This window comes from Actinokineospora sp. (genome assembly GCF_052390155.1).
Taxonomy (GTDB): domain Bacteria; phylum Actinomycetota; class Actinomycetes; order Mycobacteriales; family Pseudonocardiaceae; genus Actinokineospora.
On record NZ_JBQTHF010000034.1, the window covers coordinates 1 to 25,919 of the forward strand.

A 25,919-nucleotide genomic window follows, 5' to 3' on the forward strand; every position below is an offset into this window, starting at 1 on the left:
TGGATTTGCCGAGTGCTGCCGGGGTGGTGGTGGTCGACGGGGCGCATCTGTCGCCACGGGTCGACGTGGTGACGGAGTTGGTGCGGCAGATCCGACGTAGGGGCGCCGCCATCCTGGTCATGGACGGTGGGCTGCCACCGGAAGCCGAAATGCTCTGCGTACACCAGACAGTGCCGCCCGGCGGGGGCAGTGAGGCATCGTGCTGCTGCTGCTCATTCTGACCCGCGCCCGCGCTGATGCTCACGCACGCGGTCGGCGCAACCAGTTCCTGCCCGGAGAACCCTTGCTCCGCACGGCGTTCCGCGGCCAGGTTAGTAGGGATCTGCTCAACCACAAAGAAAGGGAACCCATGTCCGCACCCACCATCGTTGAGACCCCGGTCGAGGCGCCCGCCGTTGAGGACCCGTTCGCCCTCGACGTGCAGATCATCACCGACGTTCCACCCGGCCACCCGCTCGCGGGTTGCAAGGGCAACACCGACGACGGCTGTGACCCCACCTGCGCGTCCGCGTGCGTCACCGGCGGCGTGTGAGATCCACTGCCCGACTGTGAAGCACGGGGCCGGGGACGACATCCTCCGGCCCCGTGCTTGCCCACCCACCCACCCACCCACCCACCCACCCGCTCGACGGCTAGGAGGACTGGATGCGTGCCAGCGACAGAAAGCCGCTCTACCGACACGTTGACGTCGCACTGCTGCGGGCCGCAGCAGCGCCGCTGACCAACACCCTGAACCGTTGGCCCGACCTGACTGACATCGGCGGGTGCAGACACTGGCTGGAAGAGATGTGGTCCCAGCCCGATCTCGCCGACGCCGTGCGCCAAGCCAGCCCGTCGCTGGGCGAGGGCGTTGACGCCATCCGCGCCGGGAATACCCTGGGCGACAAGCAGATCCGTAGCGCCACCCTGTCCACAGCGCGGTATCTGTTGCGCAGCATCGGCCGCCCCACCCCGTTCGGCCTGTTCGCCGGAGTGGCCCCGGTGACCTTGGCAGGAACGGCCCAGGCGGACTGGGGCGAGGACCATCGGGGGGTGGCCCGCGTCAACACCGGGTGGTTGGCCGACATCATCACGCGCGCTGAACGGTGCCCGGACTGCTGGAACGGCTCCACGTGGTGGTCACCGACCTCGCGGTCCGCCGTGGTCCTCGACTCGAAGTGCGGCAAGGGCCGAACCGGGTGACCATCCGCTACACCCGCGCGGTCGCGGCCGTCCGCGACATGGCCGCGACCCCGGTCCGGTTCGGGACCTTGATCGACACGCTGACCGGGGACTTCACCGCCGACCGGTCAACGGTGCGGGACATGCTCACCGAACTCGTCCGGCAGGGCTACCTGCTGACCAACCTGCGCGCTCCGTTCACCGTCACCGACCCGTTCGCCCATCTGATGGACCGACTACACGACGCCGACGCCGAGAGCCTGCCGACGATCGCGACCCTGGTAGGCGACCTCGACGCGATCCTGGCCAAACTACGCCACCACAACCATGAAACGACCACCCGAACCGAGCAGAGCCATCTCCGCGCGACGGTCACCCGCCGGATGCGGGAACTCTCGCCGGAGGGGCGCACCCCGCTGGCGGTGGACCTGCTGCTCGACTGCGCGATTCGGCTACCCCACCAGGTCGCCCGGGAGATGGAGCGAGCCGCCGGCGCGCTGCTGCGCCTGACGCGGCAGCCGACCGGCGAGGCAACCTGGCGCGACTACCACTCGGCCTTCGTCGACAAGTACGGCACGTCCACGGCGGTGCCGCTGGCCGAAGTCCTCGACCCGGACGCCGGCCTGGGGTATCCGGCCGGGTATCGCGGGAGCGTGCTGCCCGCGCCGACACCAGGGATCTCCGAGCGCGACGAGCGGCTGCTGGCGCTGGCCTGGCAGGCGATGGCTGACGGCACCCGCGAGATCGTCCTGACCGACGACGTTGTCGGCGAGTTGACCGACGAGACGTTCGACGAGCGCTACATCCCGCCGCACGTGGAGTTGTCCGCCCGCGTTCACGCCGCCACCGCGCAGGCGCTTGCGCGTGGCGATTTCCTGCTCACCATCGCGCCCGCCCGCTCCGCAGGCACCCTCACCTCGCGGTTCACGCCGACGGCCACCGGGTCCGGCCTGGCGCAGGCGTACCGGGCGCTGCCCGCCGCCACCGATGGGGCGCTGCGGGTGCAGATGTCCTTCGGGCCGCTGTACCCGCACGCGGAGAACGTCTGCCGCGTCCCGGCCTACCTAGACCACGTTCTCCCACTGGGAGAACACCGTGAGTCCGGCGACGAGCACCTGCTCACGATGGATGACCTGGCCATCACCGCGACCCGCGATCGGCTCTATCTGGTCAGCATCTCGCGTTGCCAAGTCGTTGAGCCGCAGGTGTTCCACGCACTCGCACTGGACAAGCAGCCCCCGCCGATGGCCCGGTTCCTGGCGCATCTGCCGCGGGCTTTCTCCGCCACCTGGTACCAGTTCGACTGGGGACGGCACCTCCGGTTGCCGTTCCTGCCACGGGTTCGCTACCGGCGGACCGTCCTGTCCCCGGCGCAGTGGCGGCTTGCCCCCGGCGACATCCCGCCCGGCCAGGCCGGATCCGACGAAGTGCGCCAGGTGCTCGACCGGTGGCGGCAGCGCTGGGGCTGCCCCGACGTAGTCGAGTTGCGCGACGCGGACCGTACGCTGCGCCTCACCCTCGATGAACCGGCCCACGCCGCACTCCTGCACACCCACCTCAAGCGACACGGCCAAGCGATCCTCTGTCCGGCCACCCCGGCGGCCGAGTACGGCTGGATCGACGGCCACGCCCACGAGATCGCACTCCCCCTCGTCAGCACCCGGCCCGCGGCGCCTGACCCACTAAGGGGCCACCTACCCGCCGTGACGAACACCCGCGGGCACCTGCCCGGCACTCTGGACGCCACCTGGATTTCGGCGAAGCTGTTCACTCACCCCGAGCGGATGGTCGAGATTGTCACCGAGGCACTTCCCGGCCTGCTGACCACGCTCGACGCGCCCGCGTGCTGGTGGCTGCGTTACCGCAGCCCGCAGGAGACAGACCACCTGCGGCTGCGGCTGCGCACCACCCCCGGCCGCTACGCTGAGTCCTTGAACGCGGTCGGGGAGTGGGCACAGCGGATGCGGCAGGCGGGACTTCTCGGGCGGCTGGTGATCGACACCTACTACCCGGAAGTCGGCCGCTACGGGAACGGCGAGGCGATGGACGCCGCGGAGATCGTCTTCACCGCCGACTCCGCCACCGTGGCCGCCCTGCTGCGGCACCTGCCTGCCACCGACCCGGATCTCGCGCTAGTCGTGGCAAACATGGTGGGCATCGTCCACGGGTTCTTCGGCGATCCTGCTGAGGCGATGGACTGGCTGGCTGCCCAGCCGGTTCCGACTGCTGCGGCCATCGACCGGGCGGTGACCGATCGAGCGATCCGGCTCGCCACCGACCCGGCAGGATTGCTGTCGCCGTCCGGCTGGGACGTCGAAATCGGGCGGGCGTGGGAGCACCGGGCCGACGTCCTGGCCGACTACCGCAAGGCGTTGCCGCCGGAGGCGAACACCGACGTGGTGTTGGAGTCGCTGCTGCACATGCACCACAACCGGGCCGTCGGCATCGACCGGGACAGCGAACGCACGTGCCGTCGCCTGGCCCGCCAAGCCGCGCTCACCTGGCGAGCCCGCACCGACGGTGGTGCCCGGTGACCTACACCAACCCGCACACGCCGCCGCCTGAGCACGATCCCACACCCGGCTGGGGTCAGTCCCTGTCCAACGGGGCCGCCGGAATGGCGCTGCTGCACATCGCCTATGCCCACGCCGGGATCGGCGACTGGGCCACCGCCCACCAGTGGGTCAAGGCCATGACCCGCGTCCCCGTGGCCGCCGACCCGGACGCTTGCCTGTACCGGGGCGCTCCGGCAGTCGCGTTCGCGCTGAGCACCGCCACCCAACCCGCCTACGCCGGGGTGCTGGCCACCCTGGATCGGCACATCGCCGAGATCACCCGGCACCGGCTGGAACTGGCGCACGAGCGGATCGACCGCGCAGAGTTGCCGAAGCTGCGGGAGTTCGACCTGATCAACGGGTTGACCGGCATCGGCGTCTACCTGCTCCAGGCCGGGCACACCGACCTGCTGCACGGGGTGCTGGCCTACCTGGCACGGTCACCGTAGACGGCAGCACGGTGCCCGGCTGGTGGACGACCAACGGCCCCGCCGGCCGGCCTGACTCGCGCTGGCCGGGCGGCCACGCCAATCTGGGTCTGGCCCACGGTGTCAGTGGGCCGTTGATTCTGCTTGCTACCACGATGATTCACGGCGTCACCGTGCCCGGACAGCCTGAGGCGATCGACCAGGTCGACGCGTTCATCGGGCGCTGGTGCTGCGGCACCCGGACCCGCCCGTGGTGGCCGGGCATGATCTCCGCCCGAGAATGGAGGACCGGCACCGTCGATCAGCCCGGCCCGCAGCGGCCGTCTTGGTGCTACGGCACCCCCGGCCTGGCCCGCGCCCGCCAGCTCGCAGCCCTGGCACTGGATCTGCCGCAGCGCAAGGTGCGGGCGGAGGCGGCGCTAGCCGGATGCGTCACCGACGACACCCAACTCGCCCAACTCGGCGACGACTCGCTCTGCCACGGATGGGCAGGGCTCGTGCACACCACGGTGCGGGCGGCGGCCGACGCCGGAGGCGACAGCGAACTGGCCCGTGTCGTGCCCGGCCTGGAGCGCCGCTGGCGGCAGCACCGCACACAGGCCCGTCCGCAACTGTCAGACCGACATGGGATGTTGGAGGGCAGCACGGGCATCGCGCTGGCCCGCCACAGCATCGAGCGCGCCGGTCCACCCTTCGGGTGGGACGCCTGCCTGCTCACCACCTGGCACAACGAGAAGAATCCGCACATGGAAGGAACCGGATGACCAACGCGACCAGCACCCGCCCCGAGGACCTGCGCGAGAAGATGGTCCAGCACATCAAGGACGCTGGCCACCTGTACTCCGCGCGCATCGAGCAGGTACTGCGGACAGTTCCCCGGCACCGGTTCGTGCCCGCCGCGTCCGCCGAGGACGCCTACGCCAACAAGGCCATCACCATCAAGCCCGGCGCAGACCGGCCCGCCAGTTGCATCTCCGTGCCTACGGTCGTGGCGATGATGCTCGGCCAGCTAGACCCCCAGCCCGGAGACCACGTCCTGGAGATCGGCGCCGGGACCGGCTACAACGCGGCATTGCTGGCCGAACTCGTCGGTGTCGAGGGCAGCGTCACCACCATCGACATCCACTCCGACGTCACCGCCCACGCCCGCCGCGCCCTCGACGAGACCGGCTACCAGCGGGTTCACGTGGTCACCGGCGACGGTGCTCTCGGCGACCCCGCATACGCCCCCTACAACAAGATCATCGTCACGGTGGGGCCGTGGGACCTGCCCCCGGCATGGTTCGAGCAGCTCGCCCCCGGCGGGACCCTCGTGGTCCCGCTGCACTGGCGCGGCCAGGCCCGCAGCGTCGCCTTCACCCGCAAGGACACCCATCTGCGAGCGGAGAACAGCCAGCTCTGCGGGTTCATCCCCATGATCGGCATCGTCCCCACCGGCGAACAGACCGGTGCCCTCGCCGAGGACGTCGCCCTGCATTGGGACGCTGACCAGAACATCGACCCGGCCGCACTGCACGAGGTGTTCACCGGACCCGAGACCACCGTGTGGTCCGGCGCGTCCGTCATCGTCAACGAGCCGTTCGACCACATCTGGCTGTGGCTGACCGCCACTGAACCCGGCGCCTGCCGGATCGCCGCCGAAGACGAGGCCATCGAGGCCGGGACCTGCCGCCCCGCGTTCGCCTACCGCACCCCGGCCATTGTCGAGGGTGACTCCCTGGCGTACCTCACCAAACCCCGCCCCCTCGACCAGGACGGCGAACGCCGCTACGAACTCGGCGCCACCGGCCACGGCCCCCACGGCACCGTGCTGGCCGAGCGCCTGGTCGAGCAGATCCGTCGCTGGGACCGCGACCGGGCCGCTCAGCCCGTTATCGCCGCGTACCCCGCCGACACGGCCGACGCCAGCCTCCTGGCCGGCGGGGTGGTCATCGACAAGCGGAATATCCGGATGGTCGTCTCACCCTGAACAAGCCATCCCGATGGTCAGCCGGACACCCTTGAGTCAACACCGCCCGGCCCCTCGTGGGCAGGGCGGTGTTGCTGCAGTGCGAGGTTGTTGGCCGCGGGGATAGCCGCGGCTGGTCTGGTGGATCAGCGTTGACGCGTCATCGGAGTACAGGGTGTCCGACCGCCCCGCGAGGCCGAGGTGGTGGCGCAGGTAGCTGCCGGTTTCCTCCGGTGTCATGGGCGGCATCGTGTAGCGCAGTGCGATCCGTTGGTCGAGGGCGGCCAGGGCGCCCATCTTCATGCGCCGCCGCTGGGTGGGCTGGCCGACGAGCAGGCAGGCGAACGGGCTGGTGGAGTCCATGTCGTGGTTGGTCAGCATCCTGATCGACTCGGGTTGGGAGTGGTCGAGCAGATGAGCCTCGTTCAGCACCGGGACCGGAGTCCGGCCCCGTTCGACTTTGTTCGGTGGTCAGGGCGTCGGCGGTCTGGGGAACGAGGGTGGCGTGATGGACCAGGGGTTGCCCGCCCAGGGCGGCGACGATCTAGTGGTGGATGCCGCGGACCCCGACGGTCGGGTTGGGCAGATAGATCACCGTGAAGCGGGAGCTGTCCAATGTGGACAAAGTGGCGCGGATCCTCACCGTCGACGCCGCCCGACTACCCACACACGCTCACCCGAATGTCGTAGAACACATGTGCGAGGGTAATCAAGTCGATGCCCAGAGTCACTGCCAAGGAGATAATGAGGATGCCCATCACCGACCCGGTCATGGCCGTGCTGGACAGGCTGCCGCTCGCCGGTTCACAGCGCGGCGCGGCTGAGCCGACCTCGCGCGAGCGAGGCGGGCCCGCACCGTTCGGCCTACGGTTCGCTGTCACCCCCATGATGCCCTGCGGCAAGCACAATAGGACCTATTACACGGTGACGGTGAAGGAGGCTGACCGAGGTCAGCCAGGCGGCAAGGTCGTGACCATCCAGGACGACGTGCAGAAGGAGAGGGAGGACTGACCGTGGCTGTCCTGGCCGTCACCGCGCACGACGATGACACTGCCACCAGGGTCTGTCGGGCGCTTGCGGCGCGGGGACAGGACTGCGCGAGGATGGATCTGGGCGACTTCCCCGAGAGGCTTTCGTTCACCGCGTCCGGCCCTAGCCCTGTCTGGGCCGGATGGCTGTCCGATGGGACGCGCGACCTAATCTCTGGCGGACATCACGGCCGTCTACTGGCGACGGCCCACCAGCTTCCGGCTTCCCGCCCAACTGGATGAGCAGGAACGGCGGTTCGCCTTGGCAGAGGCCCGGCAGGGCCTCGGTGGGTTGGTCTCCTGCCTGCCCGTTCCGTTTCGTCAACCAGGTGAAGCTGGTCTACGCGACCCTGGTCGGAGCGGGCGAGATCGACGACGCCGCCATTGCGTTGAGCCCCTGCCAGTTTCAGGTGTTCATTCCCAAGAGTCGAGACATTCGCCTGGTCGCGGTGGGGAGGGAGTGTTTCGCCGTCGCGATCCACGCGGGCTCGGACAAGTCCTATGTTGACTGGAGAGCCGACTACCCCGCACTGTCCTACGCGGCGGTTCAGACGCCCAACCACATCGCCGCGGCCGTCGCCGCCTACCTCAAGTGGTTCGGGTTGTCGTTCGGGTGCTTCGACTTCACCGTGTCAGCCGACACCGGGGAGTGGGTATTCCTTGAGTGCGGCCCGAATGCCCAATGGGGATGGTTGGAGCACGAGACGGGCCTGCCCATGGCCGACGCCATTGCCCGCAGTCTCACCGGAGACACCGCATGACGGACGCCGACTGGGAGCCCAGGCTCGCCGCCCTCGTCGCCGCCCTCATCGAGGGTGGCCATCTGCGAAGCAGGGAATGGATGAAGGCGTTCGCCGCCACGCCCCGGCACCTGTTCACTCCTGAGGTCATCACCGTCACCCCACTCGGCTACCGGACGCTTTCGGCCGCCGACCCCGGCGTCCGCCAGGAGTGGCTGTCGGCGGTCTACTCTGACGAATCCCTTGTCACGCAAGACAAACCTCATGCAGCCGGGTACCTGCTGCCCGCCGGGCAGCCGCTACGAGTCCCCACCAGTTCGTCGACGATGCCCTCCTTGATGGCCCGGATGCTGGAGGTCCTCGACATCGGCGACGACATGCGGGTCCTGGAGGTCGGCACCGGCACTGGCTACAACGCGGCCTTGCTGTCGCACCGCCTCGGTGACCGCCAGGTCGTCTCCATCGACATCGACCCCTACCTGGTCGACCTGGCAGCCCAACCCCTCGCCCACCTCGCCCACACCCCAACGCTGCTCGCGGGCGACGGCGTGTACGGCGCCGCCGAGCACGGCCCTTACGACCGGATCATCGTACGCCACCGCCGCCGTCCCCGAGATCCCGCTGGCCTGGGTGCAGCAGCTCAAGCCCGGCGGGAAGATCCTGGCCAACCTGCGTGGTGACCTCGCAGGCGGAACCCTCTGCCTGTTGACCAAAGAAGGGGCCGATGACGAGGTCATCGGCCCGATCCTGCCCATCGGCGGGTACTTCATGTGGTTGCGATCCGATCCGTCCGACCCGCACCGGCCCCACGAGCACACCCCGGCCGCACAGCGCGGCACGACCAGCCGCAGCACAACCAGCCTCAACCCGGCCCAAGTCCCTGTCGACGAGGGATTCCTGTTTCTGCTCCAACTACAACTCCACGCGGCACAATCCCTCTGGCGAGGACAGGTGCACGACCCGGCTACCCGCGACCAGCAGGACGCGGTCATCGCCACCGCCGCCGATGGCTCCCGTGCCGAAGCACTTACCCACCCTGAGCCAGACGGCTCCTATCGAGTCGTCCAGTCCGGGCCACGTCGCATCTGGGATACCGTCGAGGCCACTCACCGGCTGTGGCGGCACCTCGGCCGACCTACACCCGACAAGTTCGGCGTCGTCGCCAACAGCGACACCCAATTCGCTTGGTTCCGCAACGACGACAACTGGCGCCGCTGGCCCCTGCCCCTCGTCTGACCACCGCAGGGCGTTCGAGACGCCGCGAAGCGTGCCGTCGTGCACGACGCATAGCGCGTAAGACTGTCTCTTGTGGACGGTCGGCCGTGCGGTCAGCCGCGGAAGTAGGCCACGGTCCGGCGCACACCTTCGGCGATGTCGACCCGCGGCGTCCAGCCCAGTTCGGCGCGGGCCGCGGTGGCGTCGATCGCGGAGGCCCGTAGGTCGCCGAGCCGGGCGGGGGCGTGCTCCGGGTCGTCGGCGACGCCGATCTCCTTGGCCACCACTGTGTGCAGCATCCGGTCGGAGGTCTGCTCGCCGGTGCCGATGTTGTAGCGGCGCCCGCCGCCCAGTTCGCCGGACGCGCTGAGGAACGCGTCCACCACGTCGCCGACGTAGACGTAGTCGCGGGTGTTGCCGCCGTCGCCGTAGACCTTGGTCGGGTGGCCCGCGAGCAGCGCGTTGGCGAAGATCGCGACGACTCCGGCCTCGCCGTGCGGGTCCTGTCGCGGGCCGTACACGTTGGCCAGCGCGAGGTGTGTGCAGTCGAGGCCGTAGAGCTGGCGGTAGGTGTTCAAGTAGATTTCGGCGGCCACCTTGGACGCCGCGTACGGCGACTTCGGGTTGATCGGCGCCGACTCGCTGACTGGCAGTTCCTCCGGTGTGCCGTAGATCGACCCGCCGGACGACGCGAAGACGATCTTGCGCACGCCCGCGCGGTGCGCCGCCTCGGCGAGGTTGACCGTGGCGACCACGTTCTGGTTCACGTCCAGCAGCGGGTCGGCCACGCTCACCCGGACGTCGATCTGCGCGGCCAGGTGGAACACGACCTCCGGGCGTGCGGTGGCGAGGACGTCGGCCAGTTCGGGGGACAGCACGTCCACCTCGTGCAGCTCGCACCCCGCCGCCAGCGCGGCCGTGAGGTTGGCGCGCCTGCCGCGGCGCAGGTCGTCCAGGATGACGACGTCGTGGCCTGCCGACAGCAGTCGGTCGACCAGGGTGGAACCGATGAAACCCGCACCACCGGTGACAAGGGCACGCATCTAGGACGATCCTCCGAGAGTCGTGGCCTGGCGCAACCCGGCGCGCAGACCCAGCAGGACGATGAGCAGCGTCAGGGCGGGCCCGACGATCTGCGCGACGGCGGCCGCGAGTACCGCGTCGAGGGGAATCAGCACGATCGCCAACGTCACGACCGACCCGATGGTCCACCCCAGGGTGACCACCTGGTCGCGGTGCAGCGCCACCAGCGCGGGCTGTACGGCGTAGGCCGCGACCAGCACCACCGTGCTGAACGCCAGCATCGCCATGGTCGACGTGTCCAGCTCGGCGGCGGTGTTCAGGAATGTCCGCAGCACCCACGGCCCCAGCAGCACGAAGATCACCGCGCCGAGCATCCCCACCCCGGCTACCCCGGCCAGCGTCAGCCGGACCCGGCGCGCCACGACACCCATCTCCCCGCGCGTGACGGCCGCGGTGAGGCTGGGCAGCAGCATGGTCTGGATCGGGAAGAACAGCAGCAGCGGTATCCGGGCCACCACCGCCGCCTGCCCGAACGCCAGCGCGACCGCGCTGTCCTCGGCCAGCCGCGAGGTGACCGCCAGCGGCGCGAGGTTGGGCAGCAACTGGGCGAACAGTGTCGCCGTCGCCAGTGCCGCGAGCCCCTTGCCGATGTGCGGCTGCTCGGCGGCCGCGGCCACCGGCTCGCTGGCAGGCGCTGTGGAACCCTTGCGCAGCAAGACAACCCCGACCAGCATCGCGACGACCGAGCCCGCCAGGTACACCGCGCCGTAGGCCCACGCGGTCGACGCGCCCGCCACCGCCAGCGCCACGCAGAACACCAGCCGCGCGACCCCCTCGACCGCGAGCGTGACCGCGTAGCCGCCGAACCGTTGCAGGCCGCCGAGCATCCCGCGCACCAGGTGCACGCCCGCCCCGATCACGGGCGTGGCCAAGACCTCGACGAACAGCACCCAGTCGCCGTGCAGCGTCGCGCCGACCAGGATCGGGCTGAGCAGCAGCAGGATGGCCATCACCGCCGCGACCAGCCACAGCCCGCCCCGGCGGGTCTGGGCGATCGCCGAGCCCAGCGGCCGCCCGGCGGCGACCGCGCCGCTGACCGACCGGCTCGTCACCTGCTCCAGCGCGTAGAAGATGCCCGGGCCGACGACGTTGACCAGGAAGTAGAACGCGATGGCGAGGTTCGCCTCGGCGCTGGAGAGGGTGCGGCCGGTCAGCGCGACGAAGACGTAGCCCGCGATCCCGAACAGGATCAGCCCCGCCGCCATCTGGGCGGGCGGCCCGAAGACCCGCCGCAGCCGTGTCGAGGTCAGCACCCGGCCAACTGTAGCCGGCGCGGTCGTGCCGCCGGTGGCTGCGGTCGGCCGTGGCCAACCGGGTACCCTGGGTCGTCCCCGAGCCCGTGGAAGTTGGCGGGGACGGCCGTGCGCGACGACGTCCGCATCCGGTCCTCGACCACGAGATGGCGCTCACGTTGCCTCTGGAGGACAACGAGGTATGGCAGGTAGCACTCGCACCACGAGTGGCACTCCGAAGACCCGCAACCAGCCGAAGTCGGAGGGTCGGGTGGAGACTTCGCCCGCCATGGACCCGACCGGCAGGATGGTGGCCCAGCGCGGCCTCTTCCGCGGGCCGGACCCGGTGTGCCCGGACGAGCTGTACGCCACCATCGTGCGGGGCACCGCCGACCGCGAGCGGCAGCGGCTGGTCGTAGGCCCGCACTCGACGGTCAGCACCGACACCTACTTCGGCCGGTTCCCCGCCGCCTACTGGCAGCGCTGGACCGTGGTGGACGAGGTCGCGGTCGAGCTGGTGCTGTCCGGCTCCGCGCGGCTCGCGCTGATCGCGTCCGACTTCAACGGCGAGACCCGGCCCGAAGCGGTCCGGGTTGTCGAGGACGCCCAGAGCCAGACCGTCCGGCTGACAGCCAAGCTCGACAAGTTCTTCGACGGCGGCTCGCTCTGGCTCGACCTCACCACCGAGGGCACCGAGCTGGTCGTGGAGCAGTTGCGGTGGACGGTGCCTGCGCCCGAGCGCGTCCGCCAGACCTCGGTCGTCATCTGCACGTTCAACCGGGCCGACGACTGCGTCCGCACCCTCGGCGCGCTCGCCGCCGACCAGGACGCGCTCACCGTGCTGGAGACGGTGCACGTCGTGGACCAGGGCACCGACACGGTCGAGTCCCGCCCCGGCTTCCCGGACCTGGAGAAGGCGCTCGACGGCCGGTTGCGCTACCTGCGCCAGCCCAACCTCGGCGGCGCGGGCGGCTTCGGCCGCGGCATGTACGAGGTCGTCAAGGCCGGTGACGCCAACGTCCTGCTGATGGACGACGACGTGCTGTGCGAGCCCGAGATCGCCGTGCGGCTCAGCGCGTTCGCCAACCGCACCGGCAAGCCGACCCTGGTCGGCGGCCAGATGCTGCGGCTGCTGCACCCCACCAAGCTCATCGCGGGCGCCGAGTACGCCGACTTCGCGCACCTGCAGCCGGGCGCGGTGGTCATGAACGCCCTGGACGACGTCGACCTGCTCGCCGAGGCTCTCGACGAGGACGGCGAGCCGACCGGCAAGCCCAACCGCGGCGACCGCAGGGTCGACGCCGACTACAACGCCTGGTGGTCGTGCCTGATCCCGAACGAGGTGGCCAGGGAGCTGGGCCTGCCGCTGCCGCTGTTCTTCCAGTGGGACGACGTCGAGTACGGCTACCGGGCGCGCGCCCGCGGCTACGCGACGGTCACGCTGCCCGGCGCCGGACTGTGGCACGCGGACTTCGACTGGAAGGACGCGGACAAGTGGAACGAGTACTTCGCGGTGCGCAACGCGATGATCGTCTCCGCCCTGCACTCCGCGTTCCCGCCCAAGCAGGTCGCCCGGGTGCTGGTGGCGCGGGTCGTGCGGGCGCTGCTGAGCATGCAGTACGGCCTGGCCGCGACGCTGATCACGGGCGCTGAGGACTTCCTGGTCGGCCCGTCGGTCCTGGCCGACGGCGGCAAGCGGGCGGCGGCGGAGATCCGCCGGATCCGCGCCATGTACCCAGACACCGTGGCGCACCCGATCGCCGGGCTGGCCGACATCGGCCTCGACCACGTGCCGATGGTGCAGGCCGCGCCCGAGCCGAAGCTGCACCGGCTGGTGTTGCTCAAGCGGCTGCTGCACCTCTCGCTCGGCAAGGCGAACTACGACATCGGGGCCATCCCCGCCGACGACTCGTCCTGGTGGCACGTGTCGCAGTTCCAGCGGGCCGTCGTCACCGACGCCGCCCAGGACAGCGTCCGGGTCCGGGTGCGCGACCGGGCGATGATGGTCGAACTGGGCAAGCGGCTGGCGGTCGTTGCTCGCAGGCTGCTGGCCGAGGGGCCCCGCCTCCAGCAGGAGTACCGGGCGGCGGTCCCGGAGCTGATCAGCGAGGAAAACTGGAAGCGGCTCTACGGTCTGTAGTGGCCGCCCGCGCGACCCGCGGGCGGGCTCGGGGGGCCGACGGAGTTAGCTCGGGAAGATCGTTCCCGAGTCGATCACGAGCCTGGACGGCTCGTTGGAGGGACAGACGTGACCGAGCAGAGGGACCCGACCGGTCCTGCCGTCGATGTGCACCGGGTGTTGCAGCGCGTCATCCTGCCCAGGGATGCCGACCCGCTCGACGTGCGACCGCTCTACCTCGACGAGCCGGAGAACGTGCACAGCCACGTCTCGTCCCGCCGGTCGGTGACCGTGCCGACCTCGGCCAAGGTGTCCTTCGCCGCCTACTTCAACGCCTTTCCGGCGAGCTACTGGAAGCGCTGGACCACGGTCGAGCGCGTCGTGCTGCGGATCAACGTGCGCGGCGGCGGCCGGATCGACGTCTACCGGTCCAAGCCGAACGGCGACCAGATCCACCTGCAGGGTGCCCCGGTCCGCACGGGCGACGACTGGGACACCGTCGAGTTCACGATCAGCCTCGCGCCGTTCGAGGACGGCGGCTGGATCTGGTTCGACGTGTTCACCGACGACTCCACCCTGGAGGTCGCCGACGCCGCGTGGCTGTCCGAGACGCCCCTGCCGCCGCAGCAGCTGGCCATCGGCACCACGACCTTCAACCGTGTCGACGACTGCGTGTCCTCGCTGCTCGCGCTGAGCGAGGACCCGGCCGTGCTCGCCGTGATCAGCCGCGTCTACGTGGCCGACCAGGGCTCGCAGAAGATCAGCGGCCACCCGCGCTACGCCGAGGCGGCCGAGCGGCTCGGCGACCGGCTGCAGGTCATCGAGCAGGACAACCTCGGCGGCTCGGGCGGGTTCACCCGGGCGCTGTACGAGTCGATCGAGCACACCGACGTCGACCAGGTGCTGCTGCTCGACGACGACATCGCGCTGGAGCCGGACAGCATCCTGCGGGCCAACGCGTTCGCGCGCGCGTCGGCCAAGCCGGTCGTCGTCGGCGGCCACATGCTCAACCTGCAGGCCAAGTCCCGGCTGCACAGCATGGGCGAGATAGTCGACCTCAGCGCGTGCGTGTGGCGCGCCGCGCCCGACGCCGTGGTCGACCACGACTTCGGCGCCAAGTCGCTGCGCGAGACCAAGCAGGCGCACCGGCGCATCAACGCCACCTACAACGGCTGGTGGATGTGCCTGTTCCCGCGCGCGGTCGTGGAGAAGTGCGGGCTGCCGCTGCCGCTGTTCATCAAGTGGGACGACGCCGAGTACTCGCTGCGCGCCCTGGCCAACGGCTTCCCGACCGTCACCCTGCCCGGTGCCGCGGTGTGGCACATGCCGTGGACGGACAAGAACGACACCACCGACTGGACTGTCTACTTCCACCAGCGCAACCGGCTGATCATGGCGGCGCTGCACAGCCCGTACGACGTCCGCAAGACGCTGCTGCTGCAGGGCCTGCGGACCTCCGTGCGCAGGCTGCTGTCCATGGAGTACTCGACCGTCGCGATCGAGCAGAAGGCCATCGAGGACTTCCTGGCAGGCCCCGGCAGGCTGTTCGAGCTGCTGCGCACCGGCTTGCCGGAGGTGCAGCAGGTGCGCAAGAAGTACACCGACGCGCAGGTCCTGCCCTCGGCCCAGGAGTTCCCGCCGCCGACCTTCGACATGGTCAAGGCCGAGCAGATGCTGCGCCCGCCCGTGCACCCGGTGAAGATCGCCGCCCGGGCCTCGCAGGCGCTCGTGCACAACCTGCGCGCGCCCGCGCAGGCCGCGGGGGAGCGCCCGCAGGTCAACATCCCGGCGGGCAGCGCGCTGTGGTTCCTGCTGGGCAACCTGGACAGCGCGACGGTGTCCAACGCCGACGGCAGCGGTGTGGCCTTCCGCAGGCGCGACCCGAAGGTCTTCCGCGAGCTGTCGGCGCGGGCCATGCAGAACTACCGCAAGCTGGTCCGCGAGTGGCCCCAGTTGCGCGAGGAGTACCGGGCCGCGCTACCGGAGCTGACCTCGGTCGAGTCGTGGCGCAAGGTCTTCGAGAACTGACCCGGACAACACACTGGGCCCGTCCCCTTCGCGGGGGGACGGGCCCAGTGTGTTACTTATCGCAGATCAGACGGCCTTGACGCCGGTGGCCTGCGGGCCTTTCTGGCCCTGGCCGATCTCGAACTCCACGCGCTGGTTCTCGTCCAGGCTCTTGAAGCCCGAGCCCTGGATCTCCGAGTAGTGCACGAAGACGTCGGCGCCGCCGTCGTCCGGCTGGATGAAGCCGAAGCCCTTCTCGGAGTTGAACCACTTCACTGTGCCCTGTGCCACGTCTATCTCCTCAACAGGTACCGATTAACGAACGTGCGCGGGTGCACACGCGTGGTCGGTTTCAGACGGCGACTTCTCCGGCTTGACCTGGAGGAAAACCGCGCGCCCGCAACGATCTCTTGCGAGCGTGATCTAACACGTACTCAAGAAAATTTACGACCGTTGACAGTCAACCACACACTGGTTCCCTCGCGCACGTGCCAACTGTGGCGGGTCGGGAGGCCCGCCACACCGGGTCGGGGGTTGCGGTGGTCCACCGGCTGGGAGACGCTTTCGGAGTGAGCGAGCTCGCCAGTGACCAGCCCGAGTCCATCGCACTGCACCTCGACGAAGCCGGAGTCTCCGTCGACCTGCCCCGTCCGGCCAATGATCGCGACCAAGTCCAAGGTGTGCCCTACCGCCCGGTCGAGTTCCGCGACGACGATCTGCCCGCCGCTCTGGAGCGGGCCGCGTCCTGGCTGCGCAGCACGCAGGAATGGCTCGGAGAACCCGTGGACGTCATCGCCATCCATCTCGACTACGACGACGGCGACGGCGCGCCGTACTACGACGTCAAGCTGCTGTGCAACGAGGAAGACCTCGCGGGCGCCCCGATCGCGATGCGCGAGCACGCCTCGAAGGCTGTGAGCGGCTAGTGGCCGAGCTCGTCTACCCGCCGGTCGTGCTGGCGGCGAAAACCCTCTTCCGGGTGATGGACTACCAGATCGACGTGCAGGGCGGCGAGCACATCCCGGCGACCGGCGGCGCGGTCATCGCCTGCAACCACGTCAGCTACCTGGACTTCATCTTCGCGGGCTTCGGCGCCCAGCCCGCCAAGCGGCTGGTGCGGTTCATGGCCAAGCGGGAGATCTTCGGCAACCGGATCGCGGGCCCGCTGATGCGCGGCATGCGGCACATCTCGGTCGACCGCGGCGCGGGCCAGGCGTCTTATCAGGAGGCTGTCGACAAGCTGCGCGCAGGCGAGGTCGTCGGGGTGTTCCCGGAGGCCACCATCAGCCGCTCGTTCACCGTCAAGGAGATCAAGACGGGCGCGGTGCGGATGGCCGCGGAGGCGGGCGTGCCGGTGGTGCCGATGGCGCTGTGGGGCACGCAGCGGCTGTGGACCAAGGGCCGCGAGAAGGACCTCAAGCGGCGGCACATCCCGATCACCATCCTCGCGGGCGAACCGTTCACGGTCGGGCCGGACGACGACCTGGACGAGGTCACCCGCGACCTGCGCACCCGGATGATCGCGCTGGTGGACCGGGTGCAGAAGGACTACCCGGACGCGCCTGCGGGCGCGGACGACTCCTGGTGGATGCCCACCCACCTGGGCGGCACCGCGCCGACGCCGGAGGAAGCCGCGGCCATGGACCAGCGTCGACCGGAGTAGCCCGGCCGGGTCAGTACAGCTAGTCGTCGAGGCCCATCGCGGCGGCGATCATCGGGCCCAGGCTGCGGCTGAACTCCAGGTTCAGGTGGTTGGCGTCGTAGTAGACGACGACGTTGCCGACCACGCTGTAGCACCGCCGCGCGTCGCAGAAGTAGTCGGTGAGGTCGACGTAGCGGACGTTCGGGTCCTCGACCGCGGCGGTGGCCTCGGCCAGCGGGTCCGGCGGCTGCGCCGTGGCCCGGTCGACCGCGCAGGCCCGCGGGTCCTGCGGCGTCAGGGCCACGCAGTCCACCGGGCGCACCTCGCCGTTGAGCGGCGGGTCGCCGAGCACGAAGACCCGGGCGCCCGCGTCGGTCAGCGTCCGCCAGTACGGCGTCATGCCGTCGCGGTACTGCTCGGCCTGCGAGCGGCCGGTGTTGTCGTCGGCCCGCTCCTGGCGGGCGTAGAACGACATGAACACCGACGCCGGGCGTTCGGCGGCGATCGCCTCGACCATGTCCGCGGTCCACGTCGTGCACCGCCGGGCATCGGCCGCCGAGTTCGCGCCGAGGAAGCCGCGGAACTCGATCTTCGCGAACGGGCAGCCGCCGAGGTAGCTGAGGTTGAGCACCCAGCGGTGCCTGCGCGCCAGGTCCAGCAGCGGCCCCTGCCACTGCTGCGCGTGCGAGTCGCCGACCAGCCAGACGACGTCGGCGGCCGGGTCGCCGCCGCTGAAGTCGCACACCTTGGTCGTCTTCCGATCGCCCGCCAGGTAGCGGTCCAGCTCCGGCCCGCACTCGGGCGCGCCGTTGAAGTACTCGTTCGCGGGCCCCATGTGGACGACCTTGGCCGGGCCGTACGGGTCGCCGCAGTCGTTGGCGGGCGCCAGCGCGGCGGCGCCGTAGCAGGGGTTGACCGCCGCCACCCGGGTGTCGGCGGCGGCTTGGGCGACGTGCCGGTCGTAGGTCCACAGCAAGCCGCCCGCCGCCAGCGCGATCGCGACCATGCCCGCGACCATGGCGGCGAACGTGGCCCTCGTGCTGTTCGCCAGCGGCGGCCAGGACATCCCGCGGTCCTCGACCAGCACCTTCGACAGGTGCGCCAGCACGATCGCCACGACCAGGACGCCGAGCCGCTGGGCCAGGGTCAGCCTGCCCTCGTCCAGCGCGTCCGCCAGGGCGAAGGGCGCCAGCACGATCAGTGGCCAGTGCCACAGGTACAGCGAGTAGCTGATGTTGCCGAGGAACTGCACCGGGGACGCCGAGGTGAACCGGGTGTGCCACAGCCGGTCCGGCCGCACGCCCGCGGCGATGACCAGCCCGGTCCCGACAGCCGGGAGCAGCGCCGCGTAGCCGGGGAACGCGGTGTGGTGGTCGAACAGGAAGGCCGACCCGAGGATCATCGCCAGCCCGGCGAACGACGCGAGGTCGGCCGCGATCCGGGGCAGGGCGAGCCGCAGCCCGCCGAACGCGATCAGCGCGCCGATCGCGAACTCCCACACCCGGACCGGCGTGATGAAGTACGCCTGGCTCCGCGCGACCTCGGTGAAGTACACGCTGAACGCCAGCGAGGCCAGCCCGACGACCGCGATCCCGATGATCTGCGCCTGCCGCCGCCGGATCAGGAACAGCAGCAGCAACAGCAGCGGCCAGCACAGGTAGAACTGCTCCTCGACCGACAGCGACCAGTAGTGCTGCGCCACGCTCGCGGACGCGGTGAGCGCCGAGTAGTCCACCGAGTTGATCGCCAGCAGCCAGTTCTCCCAGTACAGCGCGCTCGCCAGCACCTCGTCGGCGGTGGCCGCCCAGCGTGGGAACGGCAGCAGGAAGTACGCGGCCACCAGGCTGGCCGCCAGCACCAGGAACGCCGCGGGCAGCAGCCGCCGGACGCGCCGGGCGTAGAACCGGCCCAGCCGGATGCGGCCGGTCCGGGTGACCTCGCGGTCGAGGTGCGAGCTGATGAGGAAACCGGAGACGACGAAGAACACGTCGACGCCTATGTAGCCGCCGGTGAGGGCCTGGGGCCACAGGTGGTTGACCACGACCGCCATCACCGCGATGGCGCGCAGGGCCTGGATATCAGCCCGATACCCCTTGGGGGTGATCTTGCCGGGATCGTTCGGGGCGGGCTCGGGGTTGCCGCGACCCACCTGTGTAGCCGTCTCCAAGTACCGTCCACCCCTACACAGCGTCCGTGGCCATCCCGTGCGGTCGAGAAGTGTACGAGACGCGCGCCGTCCGACCTGCACTAACGCGCGATCCGGGTCAGAACCAGCGCTCCAGCACCATCGCCACACCGTCCTGTGAGTTCGGCGCGGTCACCTCGTCGGCCGCCGCCAGCACCTCCGCGTGCGCGTTCGCCATCGCCACCCCGTGCCCGGCCCAGCGCAGCATCTCGATGTCGTTGGGCATGTCGCCGAACGCGACGATCGCGTCCCGCGCCACCCCGACCAGTTCGGCCACCTCCGCGAGGCCGCGCGCCTTGGTCACCCCCGGCGCGGAGATCTCGATCAGCCCGCGGTTGGTCGAGAAGGTGACGTCGACCGCGTCGCCGAGCAGTTCGGTCGCCGCCAGCGACATCTCCTCGCTGGTCATCTTCTCGTGCCGGACGAGCAGCTTGGTCGCGGTGTGGCCGAGCACCTCGGCGCGTGGCCGCACGTTGCTCTCCGCGTCGCCCCACGGGTTGCGGTAGCCGGGCTCGGTGGCGAACGGGGCGCCGGCGGAGTCGGGGCCGGGTTCGGCGCGCTCGGTCGCCACCTTGATGCCGGGCAGCACCCTGGCCAGCGCGTGCACGACGTCGTGCAGCACGAGCGCGTCGAGGCCGTGCACGGACAGCACCCGGGCTGCCGCGATGTCGTAGACGATGGCGCCGTTGGCGCAGACCGCGTAGCCGTCGAGGCCAGCCATGTCCGCCACGGGCGGAATCCACCGCGGCGGACGGCCGCTGACCAGCACGAACGGTGTGTCCGCCGCGATCACCCTGCGGATCATGGCCGCTGTGCGCACGGTGATCTGCTCGAACGGGTCGAGCAGGGTGCCGTCGATGTCGGACGCGATCAGCCGGGGTTTCTGCACCTCTGCATCCTCCCTGACGCGAGATGCGCGCGAAGGGTGTTCCCCGTTACCGTACGGCCGATTCGAGGGGGAGAAGTGAACTATCCGTACTCGCCGTACTACGGTCAGCCGCCGTATCAGCCATACTGGGGTCCGAAACCGCCGTCGCGGGCGATGGCCGCGGTGGCCGCGCTCGTGTTCTTCGCCTGCTGCCTGCTCATGTTCATGATCGTCGTGGTCGGATGGTCGCTGGAGGAGGTCGGCAGCGGGCACGTGCCGAACAACCCGCAGTTCCTCACCGCCGCCGTCGGCATCCAGCTCGTGGACCACGTCGGCCCGGTCTGGCAGGCGCCGCGCGTGCTCACGGCGGTGGTCGGGGTGTTCGCGCTGCTGCTGGCACCGACGCTGGCGGCCGGTTTCGACGCCGGGCGGGTGCTGCTCGGCATCCTCGGCGCGACGATGACCGCGTACTACGGGTACATGCTGGTCTACCTGTTGACACAGAACGGTTTCCGGGTCAGCGGGATCGTCATCCTGGCCCTGGGGCTCTGGCTGATCGCGTTCGTCTTCTGCTGTCTGCCGCCGGTCGGCCGCGGGATGCTCAGCTACCGCAGGCGGTTCGCCGCGTATGTCGGCGGCTACCGATAGGTTCGAGTCGTGCGTGTTGGCATCGTGATCCTCCCCGAGCACCGCTGGTGGGCAGCCGAGCCGCGGTGGCGCGGCGCGGAGACATACGGCTTCGACCACGTCTGGACCTACGACCACCTCGGCTGGCGCACGCTGGTCGACGGTCCGTGGTTCGACGCGGTCCCCACCCTGACCGCCGCCGCGATGGTCACCTCGACCATCCGGCTCGGCACCTTCGTGGTCTCGCCCCACTTCCGCCACCCGGTCCCGTTCGCCCGGCAGCTCCTGGCCCTGGACGACATCTCCGACGGCCGGTTCATGCTCGGCCTCGGCTCCGGCGCGAGCGGCGCGGGCGGCTACGACCGGACGGTCATGGGCGGCCCCGAGGTGACGCCAAGACAGGTGTCCGACCGGTTCGCCGAGTTCGTCGAGCTGACCGACTCGCTGCTGGTCAGACCCAGGACGGACCACTCCGGCGAGTACTACCAGGCCGTCGCCGCCCGCAACGCGCCCGGCTGTGTGCAGCGGCCCCGGCTGCCGTTCCTGGTCGCGGCCAACGGGCCGAAGGCGATGCGGGTGGCCGCCCGGTTCGGCCAGGGTTGGGTCACCACCGGTCGCCCGGGCGCCGACAGCGTGGCCGCGTGGTGGCGCAACGTCGCCGAGTGCGCCGACCGGTTCGACGAGGTGCTCGCCGCGCACGGCCGCGACCGGTCCACCGTCGACCGGTATGTCAGCGTCGACGCGTCGCCGCTGTTCGCGCTGGAAAGCGTCGGGGCGTTCCGGGAACACCTCGGCCGGGCGGCGGAACTGGGCTTCACCGACGTGGTCACGCACTGGCCCCGCGCCGACGGCCCGTACGCGGGCCGCGAGACCGTGCTGGAGGAGGTCGCCGCCGACGTGCTGCCGCTGCTCGGCGGCCGGGCGAGCAGGAAAACGGGTGCCGAGGGCAACGCGGGCCCGGGCCCGCGCGTCCATGACAGTGAGGCAGGCAAGTCGGAGGGATGAAGTGGGGACACGGGCCCCGGCGTCGGGGGAGCGGCGCCGGGGCCCGTCCGCTTGTCGGCCCCCGCCGTCACGCGGGTAACCTGGGCCCCCGTGAGCGCCGCCAACTCCCTTGAGAACTTCGCAGCCTACGACTTGGTCATCGTCGGGTCCGGTTTCTTCGGCCTGACCATCGCCGAGCGCATCGCGACCCAACTCGGCAAGCGCGTACTCGTGCTGGACCGCCGGTCGCACATCGGCGGCAACGCCTACTCGGAGGCCGAGCCGGAGACCGGCATCGAGGTGCACAAGTACGGCGCGCACCTGTTCCACACCTCGAACAAGCGGGTGTGGGACTACGTCAACCAGTTCACCGAGTTCACCGGCTACCAGCACCGCGTGTTCGCCCGCTACCAGGGCCAGGTCTACGCGTTCCCGATGAACCTCGCGCTGATCAACAACTTCTTCGGCCGCTCCTTCACCCCGGACGAGGCCAAGGCGCTGATCGCCGAGCAGGCCGCGGAGATCGACACCGACGCCGCGCAGAACCTGGAGGAGAAGGCGATCTCGCTGATCGGGCGCCCGCTCTACGAGGCGTTCGTCCGCGGCTACACCGCCAAGCAGTGGCAGACCGACCCCAAGGAGTTGGGCGCGGCGATCATCACCCGCCTGCCGGTCCGCTACAACTTCAACAACCGGTACTTCAACGACACCTACGAGGGGCTGCCCGTCGAGGGCTACACCGCGTGGCTGGAGAAGATGGCCGCGCACCCGAACATCGACGTGCTGCTCGACACCGACTACTTCGACGTGCGCGAGCGCGTCCCGGCAGGCACCCCGACCGTCTACACCGGACCGATCGACCGGTACTTCGACTACGCCGCGGGCGAACTGGGCTGGCGCACGCTCGACTTCGAGACCGAGGTCGTGGCGACCGGCGACTTCCAGGGCACCTCGGTGATGAACTACAACGACGAGGACGTGCCCTTCACCCGGATCCACGAGTTCCGCCACTTCCACCCCGAGCGCACCCACTACCCGACCGACAAGACGGTCATCGTGCGCGAGTACTCGCGGTCCGCGGAGTCCGGCGACGAGCCGTACTACCCGATCAACACCCCCGAGGACCGCGCCAAGCTCGCGCACTACCGGGAGCTGGCCAAGGCGGAAGCCGCGCAGAGCAACATCATCTTCGGCGGTCGGCTGGGCACCTACCAGTACCTCGACATGCACATGGCGATCGGTTCGGCCCTGTCGGTCTTCGACAACAAGATCGCCCCGCACCTGCGCGACGGCGCCGCCCTCGACGGTTCCATCGACGTCTAGAAACGCCGGACCCCCCGATGGAGATTGTGCATCGGGGGGACTATCGGCGACCTGGAGGTAGGCACGTGGACCGCAGCCCATCCGTCCTGGGGCGGGAGACCGCCGCGTTGAGCCGGGTGCAGGGCGCCATCGGCACACCCGCGGTGGTGACGGCGGCCCGCGGGCTGTCCCTGTTCGGTGAGCACAGCGCGGGCTGGCTCGCGCTCGGCCTGATCGGCGCCGCGCTCGACCGGCGCAGGCGCCGCGACTGGCTGGCCGCCTCGGCGGGTGTGGTCGCCGCGCACGCCGCGTCGATCGCGGTGAAGCGGGTCGTGCGCCGGCCGCGGCCGGACGATCCAGGGGTGCGGGTGCTCGTCGGCACGCCGAGCAAGCTCAGCTTCCCGTCGGCGCACGCCACGTCCACCACCGCCGCGGCGGTGCTGTTCTCCGCGCTCACCGGGCGCAGGCTCGTGCCCGTGCTGGTCCCGCCGATGCTGGTCTCGCGGCTGGTGCTCGGCGTGCACTACCCGAGCGACGTGCTCGCGGGCTCCGTCCTGGGCGCCGCGGTCGGCGCGCTGGTGCGGCGCGGACTGGGCCGCCGGTGAGCGCCGAGGCGACGACGGTCGCGGGCAGGCCGAACCTGCTCGGCGGCCTGGTCCGCACAGCGCGGCCGCGGCAGTGGGTCAAGAACGTCCTGGTCGTCGCCGCCCCGTTCGCCGCGAACCGGATCTTCGAGCGCACCGTGCTGATCGACGCCGCGATCGCGTTCGTCGCGTTCTGCCTGGTCTCCTCGGCGGTGTACCTGGTCAACGACGCGGTGGACGTGGCGGCCGACCGCGAGCACCCGACCAAGCGCAACCGACCCATCGCGGCCGGGATCGTGCCGGTGCCGCTGGCCTACGCCGTCGCTGGCGCGCTGTTCGTGGCCGCACTCGCGATCGGCCTGCTGTCCGGGTGGCCGCTGGTCATCGTGCTCGCGGTGTACGCGGCGGTGCAGATGGGCTACTGCTTCGGCCTCAAGCACCAGCCGGTCATCGACCTGTGCATCGTCGCGTCCGGGTTCCTGCTGCGCTCCATCGCGGGCGGCGTCGCGGCGGGAATCCCGCTGTCGCAGTGGTTCCTGCTGGTCACGGCGTTCGGCTCGCTGTTCATGGTGTCCGGCAAGCGGTACGCCGAGATCATCCTGTACGAGCGGACCGGGGCCAAGATCCGCGCGTCGCTGGCGAAGTACTCCTCGACCTACCTGCGGTTCGTGTGGGCAACCTCGGCCGCGATCATGATCACCACGTACTCGCTGTGGGCGTTCGAGATCCGCGAGGTCAGCCCGAACAACTCGGTGTGGGCGGTCATCTCGATCGTGCCGTTCGTCATCGCCGTCCTGCGCTACGCGGTCGACGTGGACGAGGGCGGGGCGGGTGAGCCGGAGGACATCGCCCTCAAGGACCGCGTCCTGCAGATCCTCGGCGCCGCCTGGCTCGCGTGCCTGGCGCTGTCGGTGTACCTCTAGATCGGCAGCTTGCGGAACAGTGGGCGCGGCACGTGCCGTAGCACCGACATGACGGCTCGCCATGGCGCTGGCGCCCACACCAGGTCCTTGCGGCCGCGCACGGCGTCGACCACGATCTCGGCGACCTTGTCCGGGGTGGTGGCCAGCGGCGCGGGCTTGAGCCCCGCGGTCATCTTGGTGTGCACGAAACCGGGCCGCACCACGGTGACGTGGACGCCCTCGGGCCGCAGCGCCTCGCCGAGGCCGAGGTAGAACCCGTCGAAGCCCGCCTTGGTGGAGCCGTAGACGAAGTTCGACCGGCGCACCCGCTCACCGGCCACAGAGGACAGTGCGACCAGCGCCCCGTGGCCCTGCTTACGCAGCCGCTCGGCCAACGCAATGCCCAGTGACACGGGAGCGAGGTAGTTAACCTTGGCCAGTTCCACCCCGGCCGCGTGATCCTGCCAGAGCTGCTCGGCGTCACCCAGGAGTCCGAACGCGACGATCGTGACGTCCACGTCACCCTCGGCGAACGCGTCCGCGACCACCTTCGGGTGGGACTCGATGTCCTTGGCCTCGAAGGGAATCGTGCGCACGGTCGCGCCCAGCGCGCGCAGGCCCTCCGCCGCCGCGTCGAGCCGGGTCGACGGGCGGGCGGCGAGGGTCACCGTGAGCGACCCCTGCCGCGCGTACCTCGCCGCGATGGCGAGGCCGATCTCGGAGGTTCCGCCGAGCAGGAGCAGGGACTGCGGGGTGCCGACTGCGTTGATCAAAGTCCGAGCCTTCGCGATTGGTCCGAGGTGAACGCCGGACCCAGGGTAGCGTCGGCCCGCCGCGCTCCTAGACTTGTCCCGGCCGTCGGGGTCAACAGGGGACGGGACATCGCACGTGGCCGAGGTCGGGAACGACACCCAGCGCACCGGGCTGGTCCACCAGCTTCTGCGGTTCGTGATGGTCGGCGGATTCTGCGCGCTGGTCGACTCGGGCACCTATTGGCTGCTGCTGCAAGCAGACCTGTGGGTGCACCTGGCCAAGGCGCTGAGCTTCATCGCGGGCACGACAACGGCGTACTTCCTCAACAAGCGCTTCACCTTCGTCGGCGCCCGGGATCGCGGCGCCGCGCAGGCAGGCGGCTTCGCGCTGCTCTACACGGTGACGTTCTTCGTCAACGTCGGCACCAACGCGCTGATGCTGCACCTGCTGCCGGAGATCCGCTGGGAGTACGCCGTGGCGTGGGTGGTCGCGCAGGGGCTCGGCACGGTCATCAACTTCGTGATGCTGCGCACCGTGGTGTTCCGGCACTGATCCC

The 25,919-nt window shown here is 70.2% G+C and carries 27 protein-coding genes and 1 pseudogene; 21 read left to right on the forward strand and 7 right to left on the reverse strand.

What is annotated here, in order from left to right:
• The 7 genes and pseudogenes from ACT4N7_RS13840 to fxlM all read left to right on the forward strand — a co-directional run.
• A partial coding sequence (locus ACT4N7_RS13840; protein WP_444829106.1) for a hypothetical protein occupies positions 1 to 221 on the forward strand: 221 nt, incomplete at its 5' end.
• The gene (locus ACT4N7_RS13845; RefSeq protein WP_444829107.1) at positions 200 to 532 is read left to right on the forward strand and encodes an FxLD family lanthipeptide; all 333 of its coding nucleotides are present in this window, start codon (positions 200 to 202) and stop codon (positions 530 to 532) included. The genes ACT4N7_RS13840 and ACT4N7_RS13845, both read left to right, overlap by 22 nt.
• Positions 533 to 786: 254 nt before the next feature.
• Positions 787 to 2,648 (forward strand): annotated as a pseudogene (locus tag ACT4N7_RS13850) (lantibiotic dehydratase family protein); the annotation flags it as partial.
• 216 nt (positions 2,649 to 2,864) lie between these two features.
• Positions 2,865 to 3,695, forward strand: a complete 831-nt coding sequence (locus ACT4N7_RS13855) for a thiopeptide-type bacteriocin biosynthesis protein (protein WP_444829176.1) — start codon at positions 2,865 to 2,867, stop codon at positions 3,693 to 3,695.
• Entirely contained in the window at positions 3,692 to 4,165 is a 474-nt protein-coding gene (locus ACT4N7_RS13860; RefSeq protein ID WP_444829108.1) for a lanthionine synthetase LanC family protein, read from the forward strand. The genes ACT4N7_RS13855 and ACT4N7_RS13860 overlap by 4 nt, the downstream gene beginning before the upstream one ends.
• Before the next feature lie 11 nt (positions 4,166 to 4,176).
• Positions 4,177 to 4,908 carry a lanthionine synthetase LanC family protein gene (locus tag ACT4N7_RS13865; RefSeq protein WP_444829109.1) on the forward strand — a complete coding sequence of 244 codons (732 nt, stop codon included), beginning with the start codon at positions 4,177 to 4,179 and terminating at the stop codon, positions 4,906 to 4,908.
• A complete protein-coding gene (gene fxlM, locus ACT4N7_RS13870; RefSeq protein WP_444829110.1) occupies positions 4,905 to 6,113 on the forward strand; it encodes a methyltransferase, FxLD system in 1,209 nt (402 codons plus the stop codon). Before ACT4N7_RS13865 ends, fxlM begins: the two co-directional genes overlap by 4 nt.
• Before the next feature lie 36 nt (positions 6,114 to 6,149).
• Here fxlM and ACT4N7_RS13875 read toward each other — a convergent pair whose 3' ends face one another.
• On the reverse strand, positions 6,150 to 6,524 hold the full coding sequence (locus ACT4N7_RS13875) for a hypothetical protein (protein WP_444829111.1): 375 nt from the start codon (positions 6,522 to 6,524) through the stop codon (positions 6,150 to 6,152).
• Between the two features lie 318 nt (positions 6,525 to 6,842).
• Between ACT4N7_RS13875 and ACT4N7_RS13880 the strand changes: the two genes are divergently transcribed.
• The 4 genes from ACT4N7_RS13880 to ACT4N7_RS13895 all read left to right on the forward strand — a co-directional run bounded on the left by ACT4N7_RS13880 (position 6,843) and on the right by ACT4N7_RS13895 (position 9,096).
• On the forward strand, positions 6,843 to 7,103 hold the full coding sequence (locus ACT4N7_RS13880) for a hypothetical protein (protein ID WP_444829112.1): 261 nt from the start codon (positions 6,843 to 6,845) through the stop codon (positions 7,101 to 7,103).
• Positions 7,104 to 7,449: 346 nt separating this feature from the next.
• Positions 7,450 to 7,881, forward strand: coding sequence for a hypothetical protein (locus ACT4N7_RS13885; protein WP_444829113.1), 432 nt, complete (start codon positions 7,450 to 7,452; stop codon positions 7,879 to 7,881).
• Positions 7,878 to 8,540: a methyltransferase domain-containing protein gene (locus ACT4N7_RS13890; protein ID WP_444829114.1), complete on the forward strand. Its 663-nt coding sequence runs from the start codon at positions 7,878 to 7,880 to the stop codon at positions 8,538 to 8,540. The genes ACT4N7_RS13885 and ACT4N7_RS13890 overlap by 4 nt, the downstream gene beginning before the upstream one ends.
• Positions 8,491 to 9,096, forward strand: a complete 606-nt coding sequence (locus ACT4N7_RS13895; RefSeq protein WP_444829115.1) for a hypothetical protein — start codon at positions 8,491 to 8,493, stop codon at positions 9,094 to 9,096. The genes ACT4N7_RS13890 and ACT4N7_RS13895 overlap by 50 nt, the downstream gene beginning before the upstream one ends.
• Before the next feature lie 92 nt (positions 9,097 to 9,188).
• Here the strand turns inward: ACT4N7_RS13895 and ACT4N7_RS13900 are convergent, their stop codons facing one another.
• Together ACT4N7_RS13900 and ACT4N7_RS13905 are read right to left on the reverse strand one after the other, a co-directional pair.
• Positions 9,189 to 10,118, reverse strand: coding sequence for an NAD-dependent epimerase/dehydratase family protein (locus ACT4N7_RS13900; protein ID WP_444829116.1), 930 nt, complete (start codon positions 10,116 to 10,118; stop codon positions 9,189 to 9,191).
• Positions 10,119 to 11,411 carry a lipopolysaccharide biosynthesis protein gene (locus ACT4N7_RS13905; RefSeq protein WP_444829117.1) on the reverse strand — a complete coding sequence of 431 codons (1,293 nt, stop codon included), beginning with the start codon at positions 11,409 to 11,411 and terminating at the stop codon, positions 10,119 to 10,121.
• A 250-nt stretch (positions 11,412 to 11,661) separates the two neighbouring features.
• Between ACT4N7_RS13905 and ACT4N7_RS13910 the strand changes: the two genes are divergently transcribed.
• Together ACT4N7_RS13910 and ACT4N7_RS13915 are read left to right on the forward strand one after the other, a co-directional pair.
• Positions 11,662 to 13,530 carry a glycosyltransferase gene (locus tag ACT4N7_RS13910; protein ID WP_444829118.1) on the forward strand — a complete coding sequence of 623 codons (1,869 nt, stop codon included), beginning with the start codon at positions 11,662 to 11,664 and terminating at the stop codon, positions 13,528 to 13,530.
• Positions 13,531 to 13,638: 108 nt separating this feature from the next.
• On the forward strand, positions 13,639 to 15,537 hold the full coding sequence (locus ACT4N7_RS13915) for a glycosyltransferase (protein WP_444829119.1): 1,899 nt from the start codon (positions 13,639 to 13,641) through the stop codon (positions 15,535 to 15,537).
• Between the two features lie 66 nt (positions 15,538 to 15,603).
• On the opposite strand, the gene ACT4N7_RS13920 is transcribed toward ACT4N7_RS13915, so the two are convergent.
• Positions 15,604 to 15,807 carry a cold-shock protein gene (locus ACT4N7_RS13920; protein WP_444829120.1) on the reverse strand — a complete coding sequence of 68 codons (204 nt, stop codon included), beginning with the start codon at positions 15,805 to 15,807 and terminating at the stop codon, positions 15,604 to 15,606.
• A gap of 278 nt (positions 15,808 to 16,085) precedes the next feature.
• Here ACT4N7_RS13920 and ACT4N7_RS13925 point away from each other — a divergent pair, with 278 nt between their 5' ends.
• Positions 16,086 to 16,442 carry a hypothetical protein gene (locus ACT4N7_RS13925; RefSeq protein WP_444829121.1) on the forward strand — a complete coding sequence of 119 codons (357 nt, stop codon included), beginning with the start codon at positions 16,086 to 16,088 and terminating at the stop codon, positions 16,440 to 16,442.
• Positions 16,442 to 17,179 carry a lysophospholipid acyltransferase family protein gene (locus ACT4N7_RS13930; RefSeq protein WP_444829122.1) on the forward strand — a complete coding sequence of 246 codons (738 nt, stop codon included), beginning with the start codon at positions 16,442 to 16,444 and terminating at the stop codon, positions 17,177 to 17,179. Before ACT4N7_RS13925 ends, ACT4N7_RS13930 begins: the two co-directional genes overlap by 1 nt.
• A gap of 19 nt (positions 17,180 to 17,198) precedes the next feature.
• Here the strand turns inward: ACT4N7_RS13930 and ACT4N7_RS13935 are convergent, their stop codons facing one another.
• The gene (locus tag ACT4N7_RS13935; protein WP_444829123.1) at positions 17,199 to 19,325 is read right to left on the reverse strand and encodes an acyltransferase family protein; all 2,127 of its coding nucleotides are present in this window, start codon (positions 19,323 to 19,325) and stop codon (positions 17,199 to 17,201) included.
• Positions 19,326 to 19,422: 97 nt separating this feature from the next.
• A complete protein-coding gene (locus ACT4N7_RS13940; protein ID WP_444829124.1) occupies positions 19,423 to 20,232 on the reverse strand; it encodes a Cof-type HAD-IIB family hydrolase in 810 nt (269 codons plus the stop codon).
• A 75-nt stretch (positions 20,233 to 20,307) separates the two neighbouring features.
• Here ACT4N7_RS13940 and ACT4N7_RS13945 point away from each other — a divergent pair, with 75 nt between their 5' ends.
• From ACT4N7_RS13945 to ACT4N7_RS13965, 5 genes are all read left to right on the forward strand, one after another.
• The gene (locus ACT4N7_RS13945; RefSeq protein WP_444829125.1) at positions 20,308 to 20,859 is read left to right on the forward strand and encodes a hypothetical protein; all 552 of its coding nucleotides are present in this window, start codon (positions 20,308 to 20,310) and stop codon (positions 20,857 to 20,859) included.
• Between the two features lie 9 nt (positions 20,860 to 20,868).
• Positions 20,869 to 21,843 (forward strand): LLM class flavin-dependent oxidoreductase, encoded by a 975-nt coding sequence (locus ACT4N7_RS13950; protein ID WP_444829126.1) that lies wholly within the window; start codon positions 20,869 to 20,871, stop codon positions 21,841 to 21,843.
• A gap of 90 nt (positions 21,844 to 21,933) precedes the next feature.
• Entirely contained in the window at positions 21,934 to 23,145 is a 1,212-nt protein-coding gene (gene glf / locus ACT4N7_RS13955) for a UDP-galactopyranose mutase (RefSeq protein WP_444829127.1), read from the forward strand.
• Positions 23,146 to 23,231: 86 nt separating this feature from the next.
• On the forward strand, positions 23,232 to 23,729 hold the full coding sequence (locus ACT4N7_RS13960; RefSeq protein WP_444829177.1) for a phosphatase PAP2 family protein: 498 nt from the start codon (positions 23,232 to 23,234) through the stop codon (positions 23,727 to 23,729).
• Positions 23,726 to 24,631, forward strand: coding sequence for a decaprenyl-phosphate phosphoribosyltransferase (locus ACT4N7_RS13965; RefSeq protein ID WP_444829128.1), 906 nt, complete (start codon positions 23,726 to 23,728; stop codon positions 24,629 to 24,631). Before ACT4N7_RS13960 ends, ACT4N7_RS13965 begins: the two co-directional genes overlap by 4 nt.
• Here the strand turns inward: ACT4N7_RS13965 and ACT4N7_RS13970 are convergent.
• Entirely contained in the window at positions 24,628 to 25,383 is a 756-nt protein-coding gene (locus ACT4N7_RS13970; protein ID WP_444829129.1) for a decaprenylphospho-beta-D-erythro-pentofuranosid-2-ulose 2-reductase, read from the reverse strand. The genes ACT4N7_RS13965 and ACT4N7_RS13970 overlap by 4 nt on opposite strands.
• A gap of 115 nt (positions 25,384 to 25,498) precedes the next feature.
• On the opposite strand from ACT4N7_RS13970, the gene ACT4N7_RS13975 reads away from it, so the two are divergent.
• Entirely contained in the window at positions 25,499 to 25,915 is a 417-nt protein-coding gene (locus ACT4N7_RS13975) for a GtrA family protein (protein ID WP_444829130.1), read from the forward strand.
• Positions 25,916 to 25,919: the final 4 nt, after the last annotated feature.